We start from the raw sequence: 23,024 nt of genomic DNA, 5'->3' as shown, positions 1-23,024 counted from the left end.
TGCTTTTGCTGGTGGCGTTCGGTAGCCTTGCAACCGGGAGTCTGTGAAAAGTCGCATAAAATAGGCGCCTTCGTCAGTAGTCTGGAGTTAATTTGAATACAAAAAATGACTGGGTTACACGCAGCCTGCAACATGTCTGGCATCCGTGTACTCAGATGCAGCATCATGAGACGGTACCTCTGATTCCGGTCAGTCACGGGTGCGGTGCATGGCTGTACGATATGGATGGCAAACGTTATCTGGATGCCATCAGCTCATGGTGGGTGAATCTGTTTGGTCACGCCAATCCACGTATCAATGCCGCATTGAAGGATCAGCTCGATCAGCTGGAACACGCGATGCTGGCGGGCTTTACGCATACGCCTGTCATTGAATTATCAGAAAAATTAACCGCGCTGACCAGTCATCAGCTCGGCCATTGTTTTTATGCGTCTGATGGCGCGTCGGCTGTCGAAATTGCGCTGAAGATGAGTTTTCATTCGTGGCGTAATCTTGGAAAAACTGACAAGCAGGAATTCATCTGCATACAAGGCAGCTACCACGGTGAAACCGTCGGTGCGCTGGCCGTCACGGATGTCAGCCTGTTTCGCGAAGCCTATGGCCCCATGTTGCAAAAAGCGCATGTGGTTGCTTCACCGGATGCACGTCTGGCGCAGGAAGGCGAAACGGCTGCCGATGTTGCCTTGCGTGCTGCCGCTGATCTGGAACGTGTATTGCAGCAACGCGAAGGTAAAGTGGCCGCTGTCATCATCGAACCACTGGTGCAATGCGCGACCGGCATGGCGATGCATGATCCTGTGTATCTGCGCCGTCTGCGCGAGTTGTGCGATCAATACCATGTGCATCTGATCGCCGATGAAATTGCGGTCGGCTGCGGCCGCACCGGCACTTTTTTTGCCTGTGAATCGGCACAGATCTGGCCTGATTTTTTATGTCTGTCGAAAGGTATCAGCGGCGGTTATCTGCCCTTAAGTCTGGTAATGACGACTGATGCGATCTATCAGTCGTTTTACGACGCAGACGTGCGGCGCGGCTTTTTGCATTCGCATTCTTACACTGGCAATCCGCTGGCCTGCCGTGCAGCGCTGGCGACGCTGGCGATTTTTACAGAGGATGATGTGCTAGTGCAGAACCGCCGTAAAGCACAGATGTTTGCCGATGTTTTTGCATCATTGCGCGATGATCCGCGGGTACGGCATGTGCGCCAGCAGGGAATGATTTTTGCGTTTGATGCGATCGTCGCTGACGCTGAAAAAGCCGCGACATTTTCACGCCGTTTTTTCAGCGCCGCCTTGCAGCAGGAATTATTGATGCGCCCGATCGGGCGCAGTGTCTATCTGATGCCGCCGTATATCTTGAACGATGATGAAATCGCTCTGCTGGCACAGAAGACCATGAAAGTATTTGAACAGGTGATGGCATGAGTAGCATGCGTGATATGAAAGAAAATAGTAACAACCATTTCTCGACTGTAGACAAGCCGATGCAGCGGATGCCTTTATTACAGGCTCTGCAGGATGAATTAAGCGAACTCGATCAGCAGCACCTGATTCGTCGTCGTCGTACTGTGGACAACGCGCATGGCGCGAATCTGTGTGCTGATGGTAAAGACCTTATTGCGTTTTGCAGCAATGATTATCTGGGACTGGCGACACATCCGCAGGTCGTACAGGCATTGCAAAAAGGTGCCAGTCTGTACGGCGCAGGCAGCGGTGCTTCGCATCTGATCAGTGGTCACAGTCGTGCCCATGCACAATTGGAGCAACGTCTGGCGGAATTCATGGCGCCGGATATTGCCAATGCGCGTGCGCTGTATTTCTGCACCGGCTACATGGCGAATCAGGCCGTGATCACTGCACTCGCGGGCAAAGATGCTGCCGTGTTTTCAGAGGCACTCAATCATGCTTCGATTATTGATGGCGTGCGTCTTGCCCGTGGCACGACGAAAGTATTTCCACACAAGGATTATGCCGCGCTGGAAACCATGCTGAAAGAATGTACTGCGCCAAAACGTGTGGTCGTGACTGACAGCGTATTCAGCATGGATGGCAATATCGCCGATCTGCCGCCCTTGCTGGCGCTGTGCGAACAATACGATGCCTGGCTGATTGTGGATGATGCCCACGGTTTTGGCGTGCTCGGCGAACACGGTCGAGGCGTGCTCGAACACTTTGGTTTGCAATCGTCGAATCTGGTCTACATGGGGACGCTGGGTAAGGCAGCGGGCGTTGGCGGTGCGTTTGTCGCCGCGCATGAAACCGTGATCGAATGGCTGATCCAGAAAGCACGCGCCTACATTTACACTACAGCCGCTGCACCGGCGCTGGCACACGCGCTGCTGACCAGCATCGACATCATTAGCGGTAATGAAGGACGCGAACGTCGTGCGCATCTGAACAAGCTGATCAAGATGTTCAGCCACGGTCTGAATCTGCAAATGTGGGAGCTGATGCCCTCTGTCACTGCGGTGCAGCCGGTTGTGATCGGTGGGAATGCCGCGATGTTAAACATCGCCGGTAACCTGCTCGATCAGGGTTACTGGGTCGGTGCGATTCGTCCGCCGACGGTTGCCCCCGGAACAGCACGTCTGCGCGTGACATTGTCGGCAGCGCACAGCGACCTCCAGGTACATCAACTCACGCAGGCAATTAACCGGCTTGACCAGATGAGCCATGTCGCTCAATGTTTTGCGGAGGTGGCCTGATGACGATGACAGCATCGGCACGTCCGCATGATTTTTTTGTTACCGGCACCGATACCGAAATCGGTAAGACCTTGTGCAGCAGCGCCTTGCTGCACGCGCTGGCGCAGCAGAGTTTGCGCAGCCTTGGTCTGAAGCCGATTGCCTCGGGCGCTGAACTGCGCGACGGCATCTGGCACAACGACGATGTGGACAGTCTGATTACCGCTTCCAGCGTGCAGGCAGAGCGCAGTCTGGTGTGCCCATATCTGATGCAGACACCCGCAGCCCCGCATATCGTCGCCCGTAATGAACACGTCACGATTTCCTTACCGCAGATTGTGGCTAACTATCAGCAGGCGACGACGCTGAGCGATGCCGTGATCGTGGAAGGCGTGGGCGGATTTTGCGTGCCGCTCAACGACGATTGCGATACTGCCGACATGGCACAACAACTGGCATTACCCGTGATTCTGGTGGTGGGTTTGCGTCTGGGCTGCATCAGCCATACGCTGCTGACCGCCGAAGCAATCCGCAGCCGTGGCCTGCGCATTGCAGGCTGGATTGCCAATACCGTTAACCCCGATATGCTGTACCTGCAAGACAACGTCGCCGCGCTGGAACAACGGCTAGGCGCGCCACTGCTGGGCCAGATACCGCGTCTGACAGGTAGCGCGACAGAGCAGGTCGCTGCTGCGGCCGCCTGTCTTGACCTGACAATTTTGAAGTAAAGGAAGATATATGCAAGCCAATGACACTCAGCAACACGCCGTACAGTTTCAAGCGTCCGTCAAAAAAATCGAAGCCGAAACCTGGCCGGTCGACGATGTACTGGCGCTGTTTGATCTGCCATTCAACGATCTGATGTTCAAAGCACAGACCGCCCATCGTGCCAATTTCCCGGACGGTGATGTCGAGCTGGCGACGCTGCTGTCGATCAAGACCGGTGGCTGCGAAGAAGATTGTGGCTACTGTCCGCAAGCCGCGCGTTACGACACCGGCGTCGAGGCAAAAAAAATGCTGGATGTGCGCGAAGTGCTGGATGCGGCCAAAGCCGCCCGTGAAAACGGCGCGACCCGTTTCTGCATGGGCGCAGCATGGCGCTCGCCAAAAGACCGCGACATGGAAAAAGTTGAAACCATGGTGCGCGAAGTCAAAGCCATGGGGCTGGAAACCTGCGCCACGCTCGGTATGCTGAAAGAAGAACAGGCGCAGCGTCTGGCTGCTGCCGGTCTCGATTACTACAACCATAATCTCGATACCGCGCCGGAGTTTTACAGCAATGTGATTTCCACCCGCGAATATCAGGATCGCCTCGATACGCTGGGTCATGTGCGCACTGCTGGTCTGAAAGTCTGCTGCGGCGGCATCGTCGGCATGGGCGAATCACGCCGTCAGCGTGCTGGCCTGATCGCGCAATTGGCGAATCTGAATCCGTATCCTGAATCGGTGCCGGTCAATCATCTGGTGCAGGTTGAAGGCACGCCTTTGCACGGGCTTGATCCGCTTGACCCGCTGGAATTCGTCCGCACGATTGCGGTGGCCCGCATCACCATGCCGAAAGCGCGTGTCCGTTTGTCCGCAGGCCGCCGTCAGATGGGCGAAGCGGTACAGGCGATGTGTTTCCTCGCAGGTGCGAATTCGATTTTCTACGGTGATAAATTGCTGACGACAGAAAATCCGGAAGCCGCGGATGACCGCGTTCTACTCGATAAATTAGGTTTGAAAACCCGTGGCAAAGTCGAAGCAAAAGCGGGCAGTTGCAGTTAATGCAGGTTTAAGAATGCGGATGTTCATTACGCGATGCCAAACGATCAAAAATCATGCGGCTCGCGTTCATTCTTGCAAATAAATAGGACTTACGCAAAACCGTCCCAGCGGCGTTATGGTTCCTAGTCGTACTATTCGTATTGTCTTCGTCGCCATGTCTTGCCGGAGCAACTTTGCGTAATTCCTAATAAAGAACGCTATTTCCAATTCACTATAACTAAGAGCGAAGAGACATGTTCACCAAAATCCTGATCGCCAATCGTGGCGAAATCGCTTGCCGTGTCGCTGCTACCGCACGCCGCATGGGTATCAAAACCGTCGCTGTGTATTCCGCAGCAGACGCCAATGCGAAGCATGTTGCTGTCTGCGATGAAGCTGTCCTGATCGGACCGGCTCCTGCCAAAGAAAGCTATCTGCGCGCTGACAAGATCATCCAAGTCGCACTGGCGACGGGTGCCCAGGCGATCCATCCGGGTTATGGTTTCTTGTCTGAAAACAGCGAGTTTGCTGATGCCTGTGCCAAAAACGGTATCGCTTTTATCGGTCCGCCAGCCTCTGCAATTCAAGCGATGGGCAGCAAATCGGCCGCCAAATCGCTGATGGAAAAAGCCAATGTGCCGCTGGTGCCTGGCTATCACGGCGACAATCAGGATGCCGATTTTCTGCAGAACGAAGCCGACCGCATCGGTTATCCGGTTTTGCTGAAAGCCAGCGCCGGCGGCGGTGGCAAAGGCATGCGCGTGATCGGACACAGCAAGGATTTCAAAGAGGCGCTGGCGTCCTGCAAACGCGAAGCGATCAATTCTTTTGGCGACGATAAAGTACTGGCAGAAAAATATCTGCAACGTCCGCGCCATATCGAGATTCAGGTGTTTGCCGACACTCACGGCAATTGTGTGTATCTGTTTGAACGCGATTGCTCGGTACAGCGTCGCCATCAAAAAGTATTGGAAGAAGCACCGGCACCCGGCATGACGCCAGAGCGCCGCGCAGCGATGGGCGAAGCAGCCGTCGCCGCAGCCAAAGCGGTTGGCTATGTCGGCGCCGGTACGGTTGAGTTCATTGCGAATCAAGATGGCACTTTCTATTTCATGGAAATGAATACGCGCTTGCAGGTGGAGCATCCGGTCACAGAAATGATTACCGGCACCGATCTGGTCGAATGGCAGTTGCGCGTCGCAGCAGGGGAAGCCTTGCCACTGCAACAGGAACAATTACAGATACACGGCCATGCGATTGAAGCCCGCGTATATGCTGAAAATCCTGAAAAAGGTTTCCTGCCGTCGATCGGCACTTTGCGCCATGCGCGCACTCCGGCAGCGGTGAATTTTGAACTCGGCGGCAGCGCAGAGCCTGCCGCATTCCGCATTGACAGCGGCGTGCGCGAAGGCGATACGATTTCTCCTTTTTACGACCCGATGATCGCCAAAATGATCGTCTGGGGCAAAGACCGCACCGAAGCACTGGCACGCATGGCACAGGCATTGTCGCAATATCAGATCGTTGGTTTGTCGTCGAATATTGCTTTCCTGTCGCGCCTGATTGCCAGCGATGCCTTTGCCAATGCCGATCTCGATACCGGTCTGATTGCACGTAACGAAGCACAGTTATTTCCAACTGAGCAACCTGCAGTAGTGGATGTGATTGCATTGGCGGCGGTGTCGCTGTTGCTGTCTGAAAAATCCGCTGGCAGCGACCCGTGGCAAAGCAGCCACGGCTGGCGCATGAATAGCCTGATGCAGCGCGCCTTGCAGTTCGCGGAAGAACATCACCAGCATAAGGTGCAGGTCACGTATTTGGCCGATGGCTGGACATTACGCACCGACGCTGGCGCGGTTGGGATCAGACTCGCGTCTGTCAGTGGTAGCGGCGGCAACGATCTGGTACTGAAAATCGCAGACCGCACCGTCAGCGGTACCGTGGTGCGCGATGGTGAACACTTCCATGTTTTCAGCCAGGGTATGCATACTGATCTGCATTACAGCGATGCACTCGCCCATGCCGGTGAAACCGAAGCCGAAGGCGGTCGTCTGACCGCACCGATGCCGGGCAAGATTGTCGCGGTGTTGGTCACCAAAGCGCAGGAAGTCAAAAAAGGTGACGCGCTGCTGATCATGGAAGCCATGAAAATGGAACACACCATTTCTGCGCCGCACGATGGCGTGATTGATGATGTGCTGTATGCGATCGGCGATCAGGTCACCGAAGGCGCGCAGTTACTTGCGTTCGCGCAGTAAGTCAATCCAGCCGGAGCTTTTTTCGTATCTCGCGGAATAGACCGGCCGGAGCATTGAGTATGTAAATTTTTTACAGGTGAAGTGATGACCCTGCTCTCGATCAATATTAACAAAATTGCCTTGCTCAGAAATTCGCGCGGCCGCAATTATCCTGATGTCGATGCGTTTGCCGCGCGTTTTCTCGATCTCGGCGCAGCAGGTATCACGCTGCATCCGCGTCAGGATCAACGCCACGCACGTTATTCGGATGTCGAAAGTCTGGGGCAGTTATGCCAGCAGCGCGGTGCAGAATTAAATGTTGAAGGTTACCCGGCACCGGAATTTATGGACGTCGTGTATCGCTACCGCCCCGCGCAATGCACATTGGTGCCGGATGCGCCGGATCAGCTGACCTCCGATCATGGCTGGGACATGCGCAAAGACACCGCCTTATTGCAGCCAGTGTTGGCGGGCTTGAAAGCCGCTGGCATACGCAGCAGCCTGTTTGTTGATGCCGGTATCGGCGATGCCGATCTGGCGCTGGCAAAACAAATGGGTGCCGACCGCGTTGAGTTATATACCGAGCCGTATGCAGAAACCTATGGCACACCGCAAAATGATGCCGTGCTGCAGACCTTTGCCGACACCGCTTTGCGCGCGCAACGCGCCGGTCTGGGGGTGAATGCAGGGCATGATCTGAATCTGCAAAACCTCGGCAAATTTTTGCAGATCAAAGACATACTCGAAGTCTCCATCGGCCACGCCGTGATCGTTGAAAGCCTGGAACAAGGTATGGACAATATCACGCGCCAGTATCTCGACATCATCCGTCGCGCAGTACAGGCATAAGCCAGCCGCCATCCACAGACTATGCAGGCAAAAGGAAAACAGATGACTACATCACTACCGCAACAAGTCAAGATCGTCGAAGTCGGCCCGCGTGACGGCTTGCAAAACGAAAAAGAAAACATCCCCGCCGACATCAAAATCGACCTCGTCAATCGCCTCACTGCGGCTGGTTTTGCGAACATCGAAGCCGCCTCTTTTGTGTCGCCCAAATGGGTGCCGCAGATGGCGACTTCGGCCGAAGTCATGGCAGGCATCAGCCGCAAACCCGGCGTGATTTATTCGGTGCTGACGCCCAATATGAAAGGCTTTGAAGCCGCACTCGCTGCCGGTGCTGACGAAGTCGTGATTTTCAGTTCTGCCTCCGAAGCCTTTGCACAAAAAAATATCAATTGCTCGATAGAAGAATCGATAGAACGTTTCCGCGATGTCGCGCTGGCAGCCAAACAAAATAACATCCGCCTGCGAGGCTCCATCAGTTGCGCTTTCGGTTGCCCGTATCAGGGCGAAGTCGCACCTGCCAGCGTGGCCGATGTCGTGCGCCGTCTGCGCGATCTGGGCTGCGATGAAATCGACATCGCCGACACCATCGGCGTCGGCACTGCAAGACAAGTGCAACACGTGATGCAACTCGTCGTGCAGGAATTCCCGCTGCAGAGTTTATCCGGCCATTTTCATGACACCTACGGCCAGGCGCTGGCGAATATCTACGCCAGTCTGGAAGTCGGCATCAGCATCTTCCATTCCAGCGTCGCCGGCCTCGGCGGCTGCCCGTACGCCAAAGGCGCGACCGGCAACGTCGCCACCGAAGACGTGTTGTTCCTGATGCAGGGATTAGGCATCCACACCGGCATTGACCTTGATGCCGTGGTCGACGCTGGACAATTCATCTCCACCCACCTCGGCCGCAAAGCCGTCAGCCGCGCAGGTAATGCGATTGCGGCGAAACGGGCGAGGTGACTAAGCTAAAACTTAATCTGTGCTTTATGTGTCTTGTTCTCGGGATAGGTTATGGAACATGGTGGCATAGGTGATTTTTAATCTGGTCTGGCATGTAAATGACAAGTCAATAAATCTGACACTGGATCCAGGACGATTTCTGGAAAAGACTCTGCTATACAAGTTTTGATTAATACACTAGCTTCCGGGTCTACAGACGGGGCATTAAATGCGAGTGTTCGTGCTTCGGCATCAGGCCATTGGGCATAGCTGTACCAGATACCATCAGACCCTCGATGCAATCTTGAGCCTAACGAACCGTGGTGAAGGTAAAAAAGTTCGGATATTCGTGTCCAGGCTGTAACGAATTCATGTTCTTTACCTTTATGCAATCTCCATCTGTAGATGACGGCGAAATGGGCCTGTTTGTGATTGTCGTCGCTGAATAGCGTGTTTTTCGATGTATGCACTATAACTCCTTGATGAAAAATGTTTGATTGAGAATGTAATGTATGGTTTTGAAATGACAATTTCTCTCCCTTTTTAATAACACCTGAGTTCCAGATTTTCTACTTGTCCCGATCCTGAAGCGCAGTTGCATCCATGTTTGCACTTTCTCCTGTTTTTGCTATAACGAACTCAGAGGCTTTGTGTTTGCAGCCAGCTGGTCTGTCAAACATTGATCTGGCATTTCTTTGGTAAGTCGTCTGCAATGACAAAACCTCCGGTGGAATTTTTTGCTGACAGAACAGGGGGTTATCATGCGGCAACGTCTCTATTTCATGCTTCCCGATATTCCACAGGCTCGCGCGACGCTGGATGAGCTATTGCTGGCGAGAATAGAGGAACGCCATATTCATTTCATCGCGAAAGACAATCTTTTGCTGCCGGATATGCCAGGAGCGAATCTGTTTCAGCGCACCGATCTTCTGCATGGACTGGAACTGGGAGCATTGATCGGTGCTGTTTCCGGTGTGCTGGCCGGTAGTTTGTTGCTGATTTTTCCTCCGGAAAATCCAGAGTTGAAAATGATGGCATTACTGGGATCGGGACTTGGCGGTGCATTGCTGGGCTCCTGGTTGTCCGGGCGGGCGGCCAAGTCGATACCGAGCTCGCGGCTGGAAGCCTATTTTCCTGAAATCGATGCCGGTAAAGTTTTGCTGATCGTGGATGTACCATTGCATAAAGTCCTGTCGGTAAAACAGATGCTGTGCGAAAAACATCCGGATCTGCGTTTTGCGGGGCTGAGTGTGTCGTATGCGCTGAATTGAGCGGCACACAGTTTCAGGTGTGGGGCGAACGCGCCAGCCGCAGGCCGGTCAGCTGCCAGCGGGTGCTAGCGGGGAAGAAGTTGCGGTAGGTGGCGCGGCTGTGTCCTGCCGGGGTGAAGGCGGAGGAGCCGCGCAGTACGTACTGGTTGATCATGAATTTGCCGTTGTATTCGCCGACCGCGCCGGCGGCGGGGGCAAAGCCGGGGTAGGGGGCGTAGGCGCTGCTGGTCCATTGCCAGCGGGCGCCATAGAGGTCGTGCAGCAGCGCGGCCTGTTCCGAGGTGGCGGCGTATTCCCATTCGGCTTCAGTCGGCAGGCGGGCGTCGCACCAGCAGGCAAAGGCGGCGGCTTCAAACAGGGACAGGTGGGCGACGGGTTGCTCCGGCGCCAGCGGCTGTCTGCCATGCAGCGTGAAGGTGGACCAGCTGCCGTCTGGTTCGGGCAGCCAGTACAGCGGGTGGCGGATCTGCTGCGTGCGGATCCAGTCCCAGCCTTCGGCCAGCCAGAGCCGGTGATCCCGGTAGCCGCCGTCTGTAATGAATTCAAGGTATTCGCGGTTGCTGATCAGGCGGTCGGCCAGCGCAAAGGCTTCGGTGAACTGGCGGTGGCGCGGGGTTTCGTTGTCAAAACAAAATCCGTCGCCGTGATAGCCGGTTTCGGACAATGCGGCTTCGTAGCTGATCCACTTCAGCGGCGCAGGGTCGGGTGTGGATGCGGGTGCCGTTGCTGTTGTTACATACAGCGCCGGGGACAGCGGGTTGCAGGACAGCAGGTGCTGGATGTCGGTCAGCATCAGTTCGTGGTGCTGCTGCTCATGCTGGATGCCGAGTTCCAGCAGTTGCCGCAGGCGTGCTGCGGTGGCTTCTGAGGTGGCTGACATGGCGCTGATGCAGCGCCGGATGCGGGCATCGACCTGAGCCCGGTAGTCGAGCATGGTGTCGAATGCCGGTCGTGTCAGCAGGCCGCGTTGCGGACGCGGATGTTTGTCGCCGATGTCGTTGTAGTACGAATTGAACAGCATGCGGAAGGCCGGGTGATACGCCTGAAACTGCTGCTCGTATTGTTCCAGAATAAAGGTTTCAAAAAACCAGGTGGTATGCGCCAGATGCCATTTCACCGGGCTGGCATCAGGCATCGATTGCACGCAGCAGTCTTCGGCAGACAAGGGGGCGATCAGGTCCAGCGAGTGCTGCCTGACAGCCGCCCAGCGTTGCAGTAAGTCTGTGCTTGTCATGCCTTGTCCCCGTGCTTAATCAGGTGGTTTGCGCGTAGATCACGGCAAACCATTCGTTGCTGTCGGTCCAGTGATGAGCAGCGGTGAAGCCAGCCTGTTCCAGCAGTGCGGTAAAGTCGGGAATGCTGTACTTGTAGCTGTTTTCGGTGTGGATGCTTTCGCCCTGCCGGAAATCGCGCCCGCCGCCGGTCCAGCGCACCTGCAGATCCTGCCGCGCTTCGAGATGCATTTCAATGCGCGACTGGCCGGTGTTGAAAAATGCCCGGTGCCGCCACTGGCCGAGTGTAAAGTCGCTGCCCAGCAGACGGTTGATATGACGCAGCAGATTCAGGTTAAATGCCGCTGTCACGCCGAGATGATCGTCATACGCGGTCGCCAGAATCTGCGCATCCTTGATCAGATCGACCCCGATCAGGATGCCGCCGTCGCTGCCGCAACACAGTCGCAGATGCCGCAGAAAATCCAGCGCCTGCGCCGGTTCAAAATTCCCGATCGACGAGCCGGGATAAAAAAACAGCCGGCGTTCATGGCGCACTTCCGGCGGCAGCTGCCAGTCCTGTGCCAGATCGAGACTCAGCGCCGTCATTTCGATGTGTGGAAAGCGCTGTTGCAGGCGGCCGACGGCATCGTTCAGATGATCAGCAGAAATATCGATCGGCACATACTGATGCGGATGCAGCAGCGGAAACAGGCGCGCGGCCTTGGCGCAGTTACCGGCACCCAGATCGATGATGGTGCCGCCGGTGCCGATCACCTCTGCCATCTGCGGCAGGTGGGTGCTGAAAATTGCGGCTTCGGTGCGGGTCGGATAATACTCCGGCAACACGCAGATTGCCTCAAACAGCACCGAACCCATGGCATCGTAAAAATACTTGGGCGAGGTATGAGCGCGGCTGGCGAGCAAACCGTTGCGCAGCTCGCCATGTTCAGCGGAGTGCGGCAGAAGCGGGACAGGATGCAAGGTGGTGCCGGCAACACCGGTATGGTGCGTTGGCAAGGACGAACTGGCGATGACAGACATAAGTGCTTACTCCCCAGAATACGGCGGCCGTCAGGCCGTGATCCGCTGGTGTGACTGCAATGCTGCTGGCGTTAAGTCGTGTGGCTGGTACGTATTTCCTGATGCAGATTAACTGATATGATGCTGCAACAGCATCGCTGATCCGGCAGAACCGGACTGGTAAATGCCGCGATAGTGTACAACGCTTCGGAGATGTGTGTTGGTTGTTGAACCGGAACGATGGTTCACCCCAGCGTCTGCCGTATCACCCAGTCAGGATCATCCAGCGGCAGGTCGTGACCGGCGTCGGGATGGATGCGCAATTCAGTTTGCCAGCGGGTGGCGAGGGTGGTGGAGCATTGCGGATTCACCAGTGCATCTTTGGCACCGGCCAGCATCAGCAGCGGCACTTGTGGTGCCTGTGCGGGTGCACGGTAGCGCATCGCGGCGACCAGCTGGCGCAGGATGTTGTGGCGGCGGATAGGATATTGCTGCGCGTAGCTGATCCAGTCGTCGAGCAGACGTTCGGCATTTGCTGTGTCGCTCTGGTGGCTGGTCAGACGCAGGATCAGCTGTTCGCGCTGGCGCTGTGTGCCGGTCAACATGGTGCTGATGATGGTGGGATAGTTGGCAGGGCGCAGCCGTTGATAAAAAGGGTTGTGCGGCGCGAGGCTGGTGTTGATCAGCACCAGGCGTTGCAGCTCATGCGGATAGCGTTCTGCCCATGCCACTGCGACCATGCCGCCGAGCGAGATGGCGAGCAGTTTGATGTTGCCTTCGATTTGCTTCTGTTGAAGTTGCCCGCGCGCCTGTTCGACCATCGCACCGATACTGGTGGCGCTGGCTTGCTGATATAAAGCGCCATTGCCGGCGAAGTCGAGGGTGATGATGCGTTCGTGCGGATGGGCTTGCGCGAACTGTTGGGTGAAGCTACCCCAATGCCGCTGTTCGCGCATCAGGCCGCGCAGCAGCACCCAGGTCATGGGCGGTACCAGCGTTGTACGGCGCGCTCCTGCAAGCGCAGCCGGGTTGGTCCCTGCGCCAGCCATTCCTGATAGCCGCAGGTGGCACGCATCAGAAAATCCAACCAGGAATTATGTCGCCGCAGCACGCGGTGCAGGCGATGTTCCGCCACCGGATTGAACATGCCGTGGCGTGAAAATAATTGACGCGGATTTTTTTTAACCCACAGCCAGGAACCCATTTCCAGCGTCAGCGGCAGGAAAGTTTTTCCGGATTGTTGCTGCGCCTGCAGATACAGGTAATCCCAGATGTCGCCATGCGTGCGGTATTGCAGACTTTGCGGTTCAAACAGGTAGCGATGGTTAGGATGAGTTTGCTGGAACAATTCTTCCAGCGACAGGATATCGGCCAGATGCGGAATCGGATGCACGCTGTGGGCATGCGGAAACCAGACCCGGTCGCGCAGGCCGAAACCGGAATGGCAGTCGATCGCGATGCTGAACCGGCGCGGCAGTAATTCTTCCTGTACGGTGCGGCACAGGGCGAGATTTTCGGCTTCCATTTCGGTGTCGGCCGGGCCGCGGTACCACGGCAGGTAGCGGCTGATGCGGTGCCCGCCAAGCAGGAAAGGCACCTGATCGGTGGCTTCCACCGGCGCATTGCGCATCAGGTCAACGCCACGCGGATTGCTGCGCGTGGCCTGCCACATGCCGCCCGGATTAATCAGCGGCATGAATACCAGACGCACTTCCTGCAGCATGTGCTGCAGGCTTTTATCCCATGAGAGACGGGTCAGCAGGCCGCGCAGGAAAGACAGCAGCACTTGCGAGCCGATGCGCTCGAGCCCGTGAATGCCGCCGAAAAAGCCGATCGCCGGCAATGCCGGATCGGGATTGCCGAGCGCGAGCCGGTACACCGGAAAGCGTTTATGCTGGACATCGACTTCGCATAACACATCGACTTCAAGATATTTCTGGCCGAGCTGGATGATGCGTTCGAGTTCTTTTAATTCAGGCAAGGCGGGCATGGCGTTCTGCTTGGAAAACGATGCGGCAATGCTATTGGAGCTATGCGCAGAAAGCAAGCATTCCTGCTATCGTGCCACCGCCGGAATGGCGGTGGCACCGGAAACATACGACCGTGCCGGTTTTCCGTATCAGTTTTCGCAACAGAGCTGGCTGGAAGTGCGGGAACGGTAGTCGGTGATGAATTCATCGAAACTGCCGGTCTGGGTATTTTCCATGTGTTGCTGTTCGGCGATGGATTGCTGTGCCATGTCGCGGAAACTGCGCAGTTCTTCCGCACCCGGTGGACGGGCGCGAAACTGTGCGGCCAGCTGCTGGCTTTGTTTCAGCGCAAAGCGGGTGAACGATCCGCCTTCGGTATGGATGGCCTGCATGACCTGCGCGGAAGGTGTTTTTTCTGCATCCAGCAGTCTGGCGCGCTGCGTTTGCAGCGCATCATGGTGAACGGTGTCGCCGCGCTGACGGTCGAGCAGGGCGGCGACCGGGGCGATTTTGTCGAGTAATTCCAGCCCCCAGTCTTGCAGTGCAACCGGCTGGCTGTGATGCTGCAGCATCAGACCCGGGCGGCGGCCTTCTTTTACGGTCAGGGCGAAATTCTGCCCGTTTTCCTCGCCTTCTTCAGGATTGGTCAGCGGGCTGTCTTCCAGCGCGCAGTACATCAGGAAGGCATCGAGGAAACGCGAGGTTTCCAGGTTGATGCCGAGCGGGTCAAACGGATTGACATCCATGCAGCGCACTTCGACATACTGCACGCCGCGTGAACACAGGGCTTCGATCGGACGTTCGCCGCTGCGGATCACGCGCTTGGGCCGGATGGTGGCGTAAAACTCGTTCTCGATCTGCAGCACGTTGGTGTTGATCTGTACCCATTCGCCGTTGATCTTCGTGCCTAGTTTTTCATATGGCGGATACGGTTTGCGGACTGCCAGCGACAGGCTGCGCATGTAGTCGAGCAGGCTGTTGTAGGGCGGCACCAGTCCGTCCTGGGCATTGTTCTGATAACCCAGATCGCTCATGCGCAGGCTGGTGGCATACGGCAGGTACAGCGTGTCGGCAGACAGCACATCGAGCTGGTGCGGACGGTCGCGCAGGAAGGTGGTCGCCAGTGCCGGCGAGGCACCGAACAGGTACATCAGCAGCCAGCTGTAACGGCGGAAATTGCGGATCATCGCAATATAGCTTTCCGATTGCACATACATGGCGTCGCCCGGCGTCTGCTCGGCCCGGTGCAGGATTTTCCAGAGGTCTTCCGCCACTGAAAAATTGTAATGAATGCCGGCGATACATTGCATGCTTTTGCCATAGCGCAGTGCGAGTCCGCGCCGGTACACATGCTTGATCATGCCGATGTGCGAAGTGCCGTACCAGGCGATCGCGATGTCTTTTTCGTCAGGCAGCGGGCATGGCATGGACTGGTTCCACAGCATTTCGTCGCCCAGCTCGGTGTAGGCAAAGCGGTGAATCCGGTCAAGCTGCTCTAAGGCCTGTGCGATGTCCGGTAACGCAGGGGTGATGAATTCGAGCAAGGCTTCGGCGTAATCGGTGGTGATCTGCGGATGTGTGAGGGTTGCGCCCAGCGCGGCCGGATGCGGGCGCTGCGACAGATGTCCCTGCTGATCGACGCGCAGGGTTTCCCGCTCGATGCCGCGTAAGCCCTGAGCCAGCAGGGGTCTGGTGGTCTCTTGATCAAGCAGTGCAAGACGCCGGTTCAGTAAATCGCTCACAGGTTTTCCTTCAAAAATGATGTCAGCACAAAAACAAATGCGTGAAAAGTCGAGCAAGCATAGCCGAAATTTGAAACAGGCACCGGCAGCTGCATCAAACCGGAGTCAGTTAAAAAAAGCAGCGGCAAAAACACTGTTAATATTGTTTTTTAGGTAATATTCGCATCAGTGCATACGCAGCCAGTGTAAAGTGCCACTGTGTCAGGCGTATTTTCGGGAGTTTTACTATGCAATTTGCTTACACCATCATTTATGTCCCCGATGTGGCGGCGTCGCTCCGTTTTTTCGAGGCCGCATTTGGCCTGACGACCCGTTTCCTGGATGACTCCGGCATGTATGGCGAACTCGATACCGGCGCTACTACGCTGGCATTCGCCGCGCATGAAATGGGTGACTTCAACTACCGTACCGGTCATGTGGCGGCGCACAGTTCACCCAAACCGCTCGGGTTTGAAATTGCGCTGGTGACTGACGATGTGCCAGCTGCCCATGCGCATGCCCTGCACACCGGCGCGGCCGAGCTGGCGGCACCGGCGCAGAAACCCTGGGGCCAGACGGTGTCTTATCTGCGTTGCCCGGACGGCATCATGGTCGAACTCTGCACGGCCATGCCGGCATGAGCGAAGGCGATCAGCTGCGCCGGGTTCTGTCAATAGCGGCGGAGACAGGCTGAATCGGCTGGTTCTGTGAAAACGGAGAATCTGGCATGAGCAAGATCGTGGTGAAATGGCTGCTGTCCGGAATCTGGCTGGCGGTGGCGACGATGACAGCACAGGCGGCGGATCAGCCGGGCGACGCGCTGTGGAGAAATGTGCGAGTGGTGACCGAAGATCTGGCGCCGCTGGCTTATCTTGATCCGCGCGATCATACCCTGAAAGGCAGCACCGCCGTGCAGGTACAGGCCGCAATGAAGCAACTGGGAATGACTTCTGCGATCGAAGTGCTGCCCTGGGCGCGGGCGCTGAAAACGGTTCAGGATTTTCCCGATGTGTTCATTTTTAACCTGAGCCGCACTGCCGGACGCGAAAATACCTTTAAGTGGGTGTACAAAACCGCCAGCAAGCGGGTCGGAGTATTTGCCCTGCGCAGCCGCAGCGATATCCGCATCACCGCGCAGGCAGACCTGAAAAAATACCGCATCGTCGTGCTGAACCAGAATATCGTGCATCTGACCTTGCTGGAGCGCGGCTTTGTACAGACCGGCAATCCGGATTTTTATCCGATGAGCTATGAAAAAAACATCCTGCCGTTTTTGCTGGCAGGGCGCGCTGATGCCTGGGTCCGCACCTATCTGAATGAACACGATCTTGATGAACAGATGCGGGTGCTCGGTGAAGACCCGCAGCGCATCATGAAAGTAGCGGATCTGGACGACATCCGCATCGACTTGTATCTCGCCACCGGCCTGCAGACCAGCGATGAAAAAGTCCTGCGCTTCCGGGAAGCCATGCAGGCAGCACACTGAACAGACACCGTTACTGGCATCAGTCAGGAAAATGGGGAGTATCTTTCATTATCGCCAGTTTATCTAAATAAAATAAAGGATATTTTTTTATACTCCCTCTCAGTATATTTCATGACTGCTGATTTCGGTAACGCTATGCTCCCGCAGCGTCGGTTTAGCGCAGAAAAACTTGCACATCTGCCGGTTTAGTACAAAATACAGTGTTGCCCCCTGTCATTCCTGCCGCTAATCCGGCGAAGGAGCCTGCCATGATCAGCGTACCGGTTGTGATTGATTTTGAAGCCTCAGGTTTTGGCCGGGGCAGTTATCCGATCGAAGTCGGATTTTCTCATCGCCACGGCGAAGGCTGGTGCACCCTGATCCGGCCGGAAGACGACTGGGAGCACTGGGATGAACGCGCTGTCGGCGCGCACCGGATTCAGCGCGAAATGCTGATCGCCCGCGGGCGGGCCGTGAATCAGGTGGCCGACCAGCTGAACCAGCTGCTCGGCGGGCAGACGGTGTACACCGATGGCTGGGCGCATGATTACGTGTGGCTGGCGCGCTTGTTTGATGCGGCGCAGCGCTCGCCGCAATTCCGGCTGGCGGATTTGCGGGAAATCATATCGCCGCGCCAGGAAGCCGTCTGGCATGCCACCAAGATACAGGTGGAAGACGATCTGAATCTCACCCGCCACCGTGCCAGTAACGATGCGCGCATCCTGCAGCTGACCTGGCTGCGCACCTACGACGCCAGCAAAATCCTGCATTAATGTGATGCAGAATCATCATGCAGATTGGCTGGCCCGGATGCGTGCCGAAGTGTGATGACGGCAACCTGCGATTGCACAACTGCCGGGGTGTTTGTTGTTTCTCATCTGGTCTGCCTCAGGTCTGAGGCCACCAACTCCCCGGCGCACTTGCGTTGGCACACCTTGCCGTCTTGCGTCGTCCGCAGTGTTTTCGCTTACCGGAACAACTTGGCGCAAGCCTTGCCAGTATGCGAAGATGCTTCTGTATTAACATTTTCAGGAGCGTAGCGGCGGCGCGCCGTCGTTATCCGCTTTCCGGACAGGCAGACACAACAAGGAGACTGACGTGCTGAAAACATGGTGCTGGCGCATTCTGGGCGGTTTGCTGTTATTGCTGACACTGCTGGTGGCGTATCTGCTGCTGGCGCCGGTACCGGTGAATCCGGTTGCCTGGCAGGCCACGCCGTTCACCGGCTATGCGCCGCCGCATGCGCGCAACGAGCAACTGGCGGCATTGCAGCTGATCGACATTGGTGCAGAAACCGGCCCGGAACACATCGCGCTGGGTCCCGATGGCTGGTTATATGCCGCGGTCAGTTCCGGCGCAATTTTACGCATGCAGCCCGATGGCAGCCAGCAGGAAACCTGGGTCAATACCGGTGGCCGGGTGCTCGGTTTTGCGTTTGATGCGCATGGTAACCTGATTGCCGCCGATGCCTATCGCGGTTTGCTGCAGATCAGTCCGCAGCGCCAGATCAGCGTGTTGCTGGATCAGGCCGAAGGCACGCCCTTGCTGTATGCCGATGCCGTGGTGGTGGCGCGGGACGGCAAAATCTATTTGTCCGATGCCAGTCAGCGTTTCGGCGCGCGCGAGTACGGCGGTACTTTTCAGGCCAGTGTACTCGACATTCTGGAACACTCATCGACCGGCCGCATCATTGAATACGATCCCGCCAGCCGGCAGGCGTATGTGATTGCCGACCAGATCTGCTTTGCCAACGGCATTGCACTGAGCCAGGATGAGCAGTCACTGTTCGTCGCTGAAACAGGGGAATACCGGGTCTGGAAAATTGCCCTGCATGCACCCGTGCTGCACCTGAAAAACAAGGCCGATCGAAAACGGGCGCAGCTGGTGTTGCGCGATCTGCCCGGTTATCCCGATAACCTGATGCGCGGTCTCGATGGCCGGATCTGGGTCGGCCTTGCCAAACCGCGCGGTGCGGCGATTGACAACATGGCAGACAAGCCCTGGCTGCGCAGCATCACGCTGCGTCTGCCGCGGTTTTTGTGGCCGGTGCCGCCGGCTTACGGTCATGTGCTGGCGTTTGATGAAAACGGCAAAATACAGCGGGACCTGCAGGACCCGGGCGGCAAATATCCGGAAACCACCGGCGTGACCGAAACGCCGGAGCGTTTATACATCCAGAGCCTGCATGCACAAGGCATCGGCTGGATGCCGAATCTGGTGCGCCGGCGATGAATGGGATCGCCGGTTCTGCGCCATCCGCCATCCGTACCGGCGACCTATCGAACGCTGGTACCGGGCGCAATGCCGGTCAGTCGGTGGACGTGGCGGTGATCGGCGGCGGCATTAACGGCGTCAGCATTGCGCGTGATGCTGCCGGGCGCGGCCTGAGCGTGCTGCTATGCGAACAAGACGACCTGGCCGCACATACCTCATCGGCCTCCAGCAAGATGATTCACGGCGGTTTGCGTTATCTGGAATACGGCGAATTCGGACTGGTGCGCAAAGCCCTGCAGGAACGCGAAATTCTGATGTCTTGCGCCGCGCACCTGATCCATCCGCTGCGCCTGATCATGCCGCATACGGCAGATCAGCGTCCGGCCTGGCTGATCCGGCTCGGCCTGTTGCTGTACGACCATCTGGCGTCACGCCGGATACTGCCGGCCAGCGCTGCCGTCGATCTGCGTACCCATGTGGCAGGGCAGGCATTGCAGGCCAGGTACCGCCGCGGTTTTGCCTATTCGGACGGCTGGGTCAACGATGCGCGGCTGGTCGTGCTGAATGCGCTGGATGCCGCAGAGCGCGGGGCGCAGATTCTGACCCGCACCCGTTGCGTATCGGCGCAAGCAGAGGCCGGCATCTGGCGGCTGGAGCTGGAAACGCGCAGCGGCAGACGACAAAGCGTCACGGCGCGCAGTCTGGTCAATGCCAGCGGACCGTGGGTGGCGCAGACTGCCCGTAGTGTGCTGCAGCAGCCAGCGGCGACGATTCCTCCGTTGCGGCTGGTCAGGGGCAGTCATATCGTGGTGCCCGCGCTGTTTGCGCATGATTGTGCTTACCTGTTGCAGCATAGTGATGGCCGGGTGGTGTTTGCCCTGCCGTATGAACAGCATTTCACCCTGATCGGCACCACCGATGTCGACCAGCACGCCGACCCGGGGCAGGCGCAGATCAGCGCGACAGAGATTGCTTATTTATGCGATCTGGCTTCTTCCTACTTTGCCCGCCCGGTACGGCCTGTCGATGTGGTGCACAGCTTTTCCGGCGTCCGGCCATTGCTGGCGGGTGAAGCCACCGGGGCGAAGGCAGCTGCGCTGAGCCGCGATTACCGCTTGTTGCTGGAGTCCCGGCCCGCACCTCTGTTGCAGGTCTGGGGCGGAAAAATCACTACCTGCCGCAAGCTGGCGGAGGAAGCGCTGGACCAGCTGGCCCCGCTGCTGGGCAACCGGCATGGCGCCTGGACAGCGCACGTCTGCCTGCCGGGTGGCGATATCGCGGCAACCGTGCCCGACGTGCGTTCGGTCACCGGGCTGGCGGATTTTGTTGCCAGTTGCCAGCAGCATTACCACTGGCTGCCGCCGGCGCTGGTGCAGCGCTATGTGTACGCCTATGGCACAAGGCTGCATCGTCTGCTGGAAGGCTGCCGCCAGATGGCCGATATGGGCGAATGGCTGGCGCCCGGTTTGTGTACCCGCGAAGTTCGCTATCTGATGCAATACGAATGGGCGCAGCAGGCCGGCGATGTGCTGTGGCGGCGTTCTCATCTGGGCTTGCAGTTGCCTGCCGCAGCGGTGGAACGGCTGTCTGCCTGGATGCAGGCCCGGTACCAGGATCATCCGCACGTATCGCAGTCATAGCACAGTGCACGAACAACCGCCCTCAGACAGCATTGCCGTGTTGCGCCGGTTCTGAGCTCCTCGCAGTATCTGCCGTCCAATCGGCGATTTGTGCATTTGATGCCGGTGATTCAGCGCACTGTCGCATCGCGCTGGCCTTCTTGTTTCCGGCTCCGTATTCTGTCTTCAGCTTTTCACCGACCTTGAAATGGCGAGATGGAGTGTGTGATGGACAAGATGGAATACATGAATACCCTGAAACTTGCCCTGCAGGATTTCCCCGGGCCGGTACAGGAAGAAATCCTGTGGGATTACGAGGGCCAGTTTGTCGATGGCATGATGGCGGGCGAGAGCGAGCAGGAAATCATCAGCCGCCTGCCCAAGCCTCAGCTGATCGTGGCGCAGAAGCGCACCCGCCTGCATTACCAGGCGCTGCGACAGCGTTTCAGCATCAGTCGTCTCGGACACCTGGTGGTGGCGCTGTTCGGGCTGGCCCTATTCAACCTGCTGATGGCGATACCGGCGCTGGTGTATTGCTCGGCGTTGTGCGCAACTTACATCGCAGCGCTGGTGCTTTACTTGTCCGGCGTGCTGATCACGGGCGTCGCGCTTTCCGGCGCAGAGCACGTGACGATTGAGTTTCCACAGGGATTGAACCTGCCAGCCAAACACCATTCCGTGAGCGTTCTACAGCGGGAGATCGAAGTCAATATCGATGCGGCAGGCGTTGTGGCTGACGGTAAAGCGGTGCCGGAGCCGTCCGCTGCCGCGCCGCATCCGGCTCCCACAGACAGCATTTCCATTTTTCTGGGCAGACAATTCGGCGCTGCCGAAGCGTTCAAGGGCAGCGGCATGATCGCTGCAGGCATCCTGCTGCTGATGTCCTGCATGTGGCTCACGCGCTCTACCTGGCGCGGATTCAGGACTTATCTGGAATGGAATCTGAACCTGCTCAGAGCCGGCAGCGTCGCCTGACGCAGCCCGCTTCGGAGAAAAATTTATCTGAATGAAAGGATGACATCATGAAACATATTTTGCGCACCGGCGTTACCTTGCTGGCTTTATCGGTCGTTCTCACGGCGGCATCTGCCCTGGTGATCCGCGCCCACGCAGCAACGGTTGCAGCCAGCGCTGCGGGGCCATCCGCCAGCGGTAATGCAGTCAGCAGCGCGCTTGCCAGCGAGCGGCGCGAAGTGGAAGCACGGATCGTGAATGTGGTGATGAGCGGCCCGCTGGATCTGCTGCTGCGGGCAGGCGCTACGCCGGAGCTGTTCATCAAGGGCGACCCGAAACTGGTGGCGCGCGTAACCACCCGCATGGAAGGTAATACGCTCTACGTGGCGACCCGCGGCATTTTCATCTCGCTTGGCAAGAGTGAGGCGACCCGGGTCGAGCTGACATTGCCGGCGATTGAAAAACTGCAGTTCAGCGGCAGCGGCGACGGCAATATCAAAGGGTTCAAAGGCAGCAAACTCGATCTGCGGATGCACGGTTCCGGTGACGTCATGCTGGAAGGTGAATTCACGCAGTTGCAGGCGAATATGAGCGGCAGCGGCGATCTGCAATTGCAACTGGACCGCAACGACATGCTGGAGCTGAATATGCTCGGTTCGGGCGACGCCCTGCTGAACGGTCAGGGCAAGGCGCTGAGTGCCAGATTGTCCGGTTCCGGCAATCTGAATGCGGCGGCATTCCGGCTGGCAACGCTCAACGTGCAGTCGATGGGTTCCGGTGACGCCAGGGTCAGCGTCAGCGAAGAGGTAAACGGGCGTCTGCTGGGTAGCGGCGACTTGTTTATTCAGGGAAATCCGGTGCGCCGCCAACTGGAAAAACACGGTTCCGGGGACATTATCTGGAAATAAAACGACTTAACAACGGAAGGAAATGTTGTAAATAGTAATCAGACCACTCAATGTTGCTGTACGGAACAAAATTTTGAATGGCTATATTTATTTTATATAGTTCAAAATATTGTTCAGATTCAATTGGGTTGAATTAAATTCCATATCGTTAATCCTGGTACATAAACTCTATTTACTTGGAAAAATTTTCTGCAATAATCAAGGCAAATGTAAATAT

Annotated in this window: 20 protein-coding genes; 15 read left to right on the top strand and 5 right to left on the bottom strand. The window is 57.0% G+C overall.

The features are described from left to right. Positions 1-92 precede the first annotated feature (92 nt). The 8 genes from bioA to HV832_RS01695 all read left to right on the top strand — a co-directional run bounded on the left by bioA (position 93) and on the right by HV832_RS01695 (position 9,722). A complete protein-coding gene (gene bioA, locus HV832_RS01735) occupies positions 93-1,424 on the top strand; it encodes an adenosylmethionine--8-amino-7-oxononanoate transaminase (protein WP_176801810.1) in 1,332 nt (443 codons plus the stop codon). Positions 1,425-1,492: 68 nt separating this feature from the next. Further along, positions 1,493-2,704, top strand: a complete 1,212-nt coding sequence (bioF, locus tag HV832_RS01730) for an 8-amino-7-oxononanoate synthase (RefSeq protein ID WP_176802089.1) — start codon at positions 1,493-1,495, stop codon at positions 2,702-2,704. Then, complete coding sequence (gene bioD / locus HV832_RS01725; RefSeq protein ID WP_223827291.1) at positions 2,704-3,411, top strand: dethiobiotin synthase; 708 nt, start codon at positions 2,704-2,706, stop codon at positions 3,409-3,411. Before bioF ends, bioD begins: the two co-directional genes overlap by 1 nt. Before the next feature lie 10 nt (positions 3,412-3,421). After that, positions 3,422-4,450 carry a biotin synthase BioB gene (gene bioB, locus HV832_RS01720; RefSeq protein ID WP_176801808.1) on the top strand — a complete coding sequence of 343 codons (1,029 nt, stop codon included), beginning with the start codon at positions 3,422-3,424 and terminating at the stop codon, positions 4,448-4,450. 233 nt (positions 4,451-4,683) lie between these two features. Next, positions 4,684-6,687: an acetyl/propionyl/methylcrotonyl-CoA carboxylase subunit alpha gene (locus HV832_RS01715; RefSeq protein WP_176801807.1), complete on the top strand. Its 2,004-nt coding sequence runs from the start codon at positions 4,684-4,686 to the stop codon at positions 6,685-6,687. Between the two features lie 84 nt (positions 6,688-6,771). Then, complete coding sequence (locus HV832_RS01710; protein ID WP_176801806.1) at positions 6,772-7,515, top strand: pyridoxine 5'-phosphate synthase; 744 nt, start codon at positions 6,772-6,774, stop codon at positions 7,513-7,515. Between the two features lie 42 nt (positions 7,516-7,557). After that, positions 7,558-8,472, top strand: a complete 915-nt coding sequence (locus HV832_RS01705) for a hydroxymethylglutaryl-CoA lyase (protein WP_176801805.1) — start codon at positions 7,558-7,560, stop codon at positions 8,470-8,472. 740 nt (positions 8,473-9,212) lie between these two features. Beyond that, positions 9,213-9,722 carry a DUF1269 domain-containing protein gene (locus HV832_RS01695; RefSeq protein WP_223827293.1) on the top strand — a complete coding sequence of 170 codons (510 nt, stop codon included), beginning with the start codon at positions 9,213-9,215 and terminating at the stop codon, positions 9,720-9,722. Positions 9,723-9,735: 13 nt separating this feature from the next. Here HV832_RS01695 and egtB read toward each other — a convergent pair whose 3' ends face one another. The 5 genes from egtB to gshA all read right to left on the bottom strand — a co-directional run bounded on the left by egtB (position 9,736) and on the right by gshA (position 15,668). Then, positions 9,736-10,956: an ergothioneine biosynthesis protein EgtB gene (egtB, locus tag HV832_RS01690; protein ID WP_176801803.1), complete on the bottom strand. Its 1,221-nt coding sequence runs from the start codon at positions 10,954-10,956 to the stop codon at positions 9,736-9,738. A gap of 19 nt (positions 10,957-10,975) precedes the next feature. Then, entirely contained in the window at positions 10,976-11,977 is a 1,002-nt protein-coding gene (gene egtD, locus HV832_RS01685; protein ID WP_176801802.1) for an L-histidine N(alpha)-methyltransferase, read from the bottom strand. Between the two features lie 224 nt (positions 11,978-12,201). Then, positions 12,202-12,939 carry an alpha/beta fold hydrolase gene (locus tag HV832_RS01680; RefSeq protein ID WP_176801801.1) on the bottom strand — a complete coding sequence of 246 codons (738 nt, stop codon included), beginning with the start codon at positions 12,937-12,939 and terminating at the stop codon, positions 12,202-12,204. Then, positions 12,936-13,946: a M14 family zinc carboxypeptidase gene (locus HV832_RS01675; RefSeq protein WP_176801800.1), complete on the bottom strand. Its 1,011-nt coding sequence runs from the start codon at positions 13,944-13,946 to the stop codon at positions 12,936-12,938. Before HV832_RS01675 ends, HV832_RS01680 begins: the two co-directional genes overlap by 4 nt. Positions 13,947-14,075: 129 nt before the next feature. Further along, a complete protein-coding gene (gshA, locus tag HV832_RS01670) occupies positions 14,076-15,668 on the bottom strand; it encodes a glutamate--cysteine ligase (RefSeq protein WP_176801799.1) in 1,593 nt (530 codons plus the stop codon). A gap of 227 nt (positions 15,669-15,895) precedes the next feature. On the opposite strand from gshA, the gene HV832_RS01665 reads away from it, so the two are divergent. The 7 genes from HV832_RS01665 (at position 15,896) to HV832_RS01635 (ending at position 22,807) form a co-directional block, all read left to right on the top strand. Then, complete coding sequence (locus HV832_RS01665; RefSeq protein ID WP_176801798.1) at positions 15,896-16,288, top strand: VOC family protein; 393 nt, start codon at positions 15,896-15,898, stop codon at positions 16,286-16,288. Positions 16,289-16,374: 86 nt separating this feature from the next. After that, positions 16,375-17,133 carry a transporter substrate-binding domain-containing protein gene (locus tag HV832_RS01660; RefSeq protein ID WP_176801797.1) on the top strand — a complete coding sequence of 253 codons (759 nt, stop codon included), beginning with the start codon at positions 16,375-16,377 and terminating at the stop codon, positions 17,131-17,133. Between the two features lie 248 nt (positions 17,134-17,381). Next, positions 17,382-17,885: a 3'-5' exonuclease family protein gene (locus HV832_RS01655; protein WP_176801796.1), complete on the top strand. Its 504-nt coding sequence runs from the start codon at positions 17,382-17,384 to the stop codon at positions 17,883-17,885. A gap of 325 nt (positions 17,886-18,210) precedes the next feature. Beyond that, complete coding sequence (locus tag HV832_RS01650) at positions 18,211-19,344, top strand: SMP-30/gluconolactonase/LRE family protein (RefSeq protein WP_317889326.1); 1,134 nt, start codon at positions 18,211-18,213, stop codon at positions 19,342-19,344. Next, positions 19,341-20,966, top strand: coding sequence for a glycerol-3-phosphate dehydrogenase (gene glpD, locus HV832_RS01645; protein WP_176801795.1), 1,626 nt, complete (start codon positions 19,341-19,343; stop codon positions 20,964-20,966). The genes HV832_RS01650 and glpD overlap by 4 nt, the downstream gene beginning before the upstream one ends. A gap of 207 nt (positions 20,967-21,173) precedes the next feature. After that, entirely contained in the window at positions 21,174-21,920 is a 747-nt protein-coding gene (locus HV832_RS01640) for a DUF1700 domain-containing protein (protein WP_176801794.1), read from the top strand. A 47-nt stretch (positions 21,921-21,967) separates the two neighbouring features. Next, complete coding sequence (locus tag HV832_RS01635) at positions 21,968-22,807, top strand: head GIN domain-containing protein (protein WP_176801793.1); 840 nt, start codon at positions 21,968-21,970, stop codon at positions 22,805-22,807. Positions 22,808-23,024: the final 217 nt, after the last annotated feature.

Source organism: Cognatundibacterium oligocarboniphilum, assembly GCF_013377855.1.
In the GTDB taxonomy this organism is placed as follows: Bacteria; Pseudomonadota; Gammaproteobacteria; order Burkholderiales; family Burkholderiaceae_D; genus Undibacterium; species Undibacterium oligocarboniphilum.
This window is presented reverse-complemented; position numbering and strand designations above follow the sequence as displayed.

What these genes read in the sequence shown, in the direction of transcription:
- HV832_RS01705 (WP_176801805.1), top strand. Translation starts at nt 7,558, where the DNA reads ATGACTACATCACTACCGCAACAAGTCAAGATCGTCGAAGTCGGCCCG.
- HV832_RS01695 (WP_223827293.1), top strand. Translation starts at nt 9,213, where the DNA reads ATGCGGCAACGTCTCTATTTCATGCTTCCCGATATTCCACAGGCTCGC.
- HV832_RS01715 (WP_176801807.1), top strand. Translation starts at nt 4,684, where the DNA reads ATGTTCACCAAAATCCTGATCGCCAATCGTGGCGAAATCGCTTGCCGT.
- egtD (WP_176801802.1), bottom strand. Translation starts at nt 11,977, where the DNA reads ATGTCTGTCATCGCCAGTTCGTCCTTGCCAACGCACCATACCGGTGTT.
- HV832_RS01665 (WP_176801798.1), top strand. Translation starts at nt 15,896, where the DNA reads ATGCAATTTGCTTACACCATCATTTATGTCCCCGATGTGGCGGCGTCG.
- HV832_RS01635 (WP_176801793.1), top strand. Translation starts at nt 21,968, where the DNA reads ATGAAACATATTTTGCGCACCGGCGTTACCTTGCTGGCTTTATCGGTC.
- HV832_RS01655 (WP_176801796.1), top strand. Translation starts at nt 17,382, where the DNA reads ATGATCAGCGTACCGGTTGTGATTGATTTTGAAGCCTCAGGTTTTGGC.
- HV832_RS01675 (WP_176801800.1), bottom strand. Translation starts at nt 13,946, where the DNA reads ATGCCCGCCTTGCCTGAATTAAAAGAACTCGAACGCATCATCCAGCTC.
- HV832_RS01710 (WP_176801806.1), top strand. Translation starts at nt 6,772, where the DNA reads ATGACCCTGCTCTCGATCAATATTAACAAAATTGCCTTGCTCAGAAAT.
- glpD (WP_176801795.1), top strand. Translation starts at nt 19,341, where the DNA reads ATGAATGGGATCGCCGGTTCTGCGCCATCCGCCATCCGTACCGGCGAC.
- bioB (WP_176801808.1), top strand. Translation starts at nt 3,422, where the DNA reads ATGCAAGCCAATGACACTCAGCAACACGCCGTACAGTTTCAAGCGTCC.
- HV832_RS01660 (WP_176801797.1), top strand. Translation starts at nt 16,375, where the DNA reads ATGAGCAAGATCGTGGTGAAATGGCTGCTGTCCGGAATCTGGCTGGCG.
- egtB (WP_176801803.1), bottom strand. Translation starts at nt 10,956, where the DNA reads ATGACAAGCACAGACTTACTGCAACGCTGGGCGGCTGTCAGGCAGCAC.
- bioF (WP_176802089.1), top strand. Translation starts at nt 1,493, where the DNA reads ATGCCTTTATTACAGGCTCTGCAGGATGAATTAAGCGAACTCGATCAG.
- bioD (WP_223827291.1), top strand. Translation starts at nt 2,704, where the DNA reads ATGACGATGACAGCATCGGCACGTCCGCATGATTTTTTTGTTACCGGC.
- HV832_RS01680 (WP_176801801.1), bottom strand. Translation starts at nt 12,939, where the DNA reads ATGACCTGGGTGCTGCTGCGCGGCCTGATGCGCGAACAGCGGCATTGG.
- HV832_RS01640 (WP_176801794.1), top strand. Translation starts at nt 21,174, where the DNA reads ATGGACAAGATGGAATACATGAATACCCTGAAACTTGCCCTGCAGGAT.